Genomic DNA, 2,667 nt, shown 5'->3' on the forward strand with positions numbered 1-2,667 from the left:
GGCCCTGCTTTCATACCTGCTTCGGCCGGAGATCACCCAACCGAGTCGCCACACTCGAACCAGTGATCACCATGACCGATAGAGCAACGGCTTCTGAACCACCCCAGGTCAGCGCATCGGGCTGGTCCACTTCTAGCGAGACGGGATACCTGGATGAATGAGGGCTGGCGCAACGTCACTGTCCCGTCTCGCCTGATGTGGGTCGCGTCCCATGTGATCTGGTCCGATTCGGTTGTGGTCTCAGTGGATCGGGTTCGCCGACTTGTTCGGAGCCCGTTGTTACTTGAGGGATGCGCAGGCGTACCGAGTGTGGGCCTGGACCTCCGCAGTCCCAGCCGGGCAGGAGTCGACGGCTACGGATCCGTCCTGGCCGCACCGTTTCCTACACTCAGGGGATGAACAACTACACGTGCACCCATTGCGGCACCGTTGGTCTGGTGGAGGGTTTCATCGAGGACGCTGGCGAGCACTCGCGCGGGTACGCGCGCTGGATCGAGGGCGCGTTGGAGCGGGGAGTTTTCGGGGGTGCCAAGCGGATGGGCCGGCCCCGGCGGCAGATAGAGGCGTTCCGCTGCCCCAAGTGCGGGCACCTTGAGCTGTTCGCCACCGGCGAGGTGTAGTCGGCCCTCGTTGTCCCGACCGCCGCGTACGGGCAGTCAGACCACGTGCTGATGCCGCTGCCCGGCGTCGGCACCGAAGCCGGAAACGTCGGCACCGCCATCGACCAGCGACTGCGCCTGGCCTTCACCGCAGCCGCGCCCCTCGACGAAGCCACCCTCGCCGGCATCGAGCTGACCGGCCGGGCCACGCAGGGCACAGGCCTGCGGATGCGGGCCGTCGGCAACGAGCTCGCCGCGCGCCTCACCGAGACCGCCCACCGCCTCCAGCTCGACAACCGGGACACCCCGATCGAGCGAGCTCACGACGAGGAAGAGGACCTGGCCCGCATGCTGCTCGCCGCGGCCTGGTTCCAGGTCCTCGCACGCAACCCGGTCGGCTTCGTCTACACCCCGCTCGCCCGCGCCGCGTGGGAGGACCCCGGCGCCTTCACGCTCACCCGGCTCCTGGAACTCCCGCACAGCGACCTGCTGCTCGACTTCAAGAGCACCCGTCACCCCGGACGCCTGCTGAAGCGCACTGCCTGGCAGCTGCTCGGCTACCTGCTGCTCGACACCCCCGACCGCTACCGCATCGACACCCTCGGCCTCTACCTCACCCGCTCCGGCGTCCTCGCGAGCTGGCCGGTCGAGGAATACCTGGACCTGCTCGGCGCCGGCTGGTGGAGCTGGCCCGGGAGTGCTTGGAGAACGTGCGGATGATGCGCGCGCTGCGGGCCTCGCTCGCGGTGCTGGCGCCGGGCACGGACGCGATGGACCGCCTCGATTCGGTCGTGGAGGAGATGACGGCCCGGCCGGTGCTTCCGGTACCGGCCGCCGGTGGGCTGCGGTCGCTGCTGGAGGAGCTGGAGTTCGGGCACTTGGGCCAGTTGTGCCGGGCCGCGGCGGGTCCGCTCCAGGACGTGCCCACGGTCACCGGTCCCTGGCACGCCTTCGAGGCTCTGAGCCGGATGAACGCGCGCCCGGACGGGCTGCCGCCGGGGCTCGCCCTGGTGGAGTATCTGGCGGCGTCGGCCCAGCCGCTGCGGCGGGCCGACGCGCTGCGGGCGTGGGCCGATGAGCAGGCGCGGGAGCTGGACCTGACCTCGCAGTTGAGATCGCTGCGCCAGCAGGTGGGGCATGCCGCCCCGGCCGAGCCGGGCGAGGCGTATCTGGTGATCCGGCTGCTGCCGCAGGAGGAACCGGGCCGCTACGAGCTGTCGTCCTGGCACAGCTACGACCCGAGCGGCTGGTATCCGGCCCGCGGCCCGGTCGTCCAGGTCACCTCTGCCACCGCCGAACGGGCCGTGCAGGAGCTGGTGTACGCGGCGGAGGAGGAGTGGAAGGACGCCCGGTGCATCCATCTGGAGTTCCTGCTCGGGCCCGACGATCTGAATCTGCCGGTGCATCTGTGGCGCAAAGGAGCTGGACAGCACGATGGCCACGCCGCTGTGCATGGACTATCCGGTGGTCGTCACGGTCGACAGTGGAGCGGGAGCATCACCCGGGGCAGCATGTGGTGCTCGTCTGGGACGACCCGACCCGGCCCGTGGAGACGCAGGGACGCTTGACGGGGCCGGACGAGGGGGTGGGCAGTCGATGAGCGAGGCGGAGCCTGCACGGCGGCATAACGGACGGATCCCGGGCGGCGAACCGGTGTCCTCCTCGAGCCCCCTCCCGGCCGGGATACCGCGCCCCTGGTGGATCTACCAGGGCGCCGGGCGCCCGCTGCACGACGTCAGCCTGGAAGAGATCCTTCCGCCTCCGCCGCCCTGGCGTACCTTCGGCGGGGTCTCGGCCTGCCCCGCAGATGGCGACGGGCCGGACGGCGCGTTATCCGACCCGGACGAGCCTCCGACCGAGCCCCCGGCGCCGCCGGAGGACGCCCAGGACACCGCCCGCAGGCTCGGCGCGGCTCCGCTGGGCCTGCGATCCGAGGCGGAGGAGGCGGACGTGGTGAACGCCGCGCTCATCCTGCGGCGGCCGGACAGGCGGCTGAGGAGGACGGACACGAACCCGGACCGGAGGACATCGGCGACTTCCTCCAACTCGGCCCGCTGGGCACGGCGAT

General features: G+C 70.8%; 3 protein-coding genes and 1 pseudogene. All 4 read left to right on the plus strand.

Annotated elements, in window-relative coordinates:
- Positions 1-395: 395 nt before the first annotated feature.
- Positions 396-620, plus strand: coding sequence for a hypothetical protein (locus ACZ59A_RS44835; protein ID WP_470971646.1), 225 nt, complete (start codon positions 396-398; stop codon positions 618-620).
- Between the two features lie 51 nt (positions 621-671).
- Positions 672-1,319, plus strand: a complete 648-nt coding sequence (locus tag ACZ59A_RS44840; protein ID WP_470971649.1) for a hypothetical protein — start codon at positions 672-674, stop codon at positions 1,317-1,319.
- Positions 1,310-2,167: a VMAP-C domain-containing protein gene (locus ACZ59A_RS44845; RefSeq protein WP_470971651.1), complete on the plus strand. Its 858-nt coding sequence runs from the start codon at positions 1,310-1,312 to the stop codon at positions 2,165-2,167. The genes ACZ59A_RS44840 and ACZ59A_RS44845 overlap by 10 nt, the downstream gene beginning before the upstream one ends.
- An 85-nt stretch (positions 2,168-2,252) precedes the next feature.
- Positions 2,253-2,667: pseudogene (locus tag ACZ59A_RS44850) on the plus strand (hypothetical protein); the annotation flags it as partial.

It is taken from the genome of Streptomyces sp. NPDC040405, assembly GCF_055595765.1.

Excerpts from the sequence above, each read along its gene's own strand:
- ACZ59A_RS44835 (WP_470971646.1), top strand. The coding sequence starts at position 396 with ATGAACAACTACACGTGCACCCATTGCGGCACCGTTGGTCTGGTGGAG.
- ACZ59A_RS44840 (WP_470971649.1), top strand. The coding sequence starts at position 672 with ATGCCGCTGCCCGGCGTCGGCACCGAAGCCGGAAACGTCGGCACCGCC.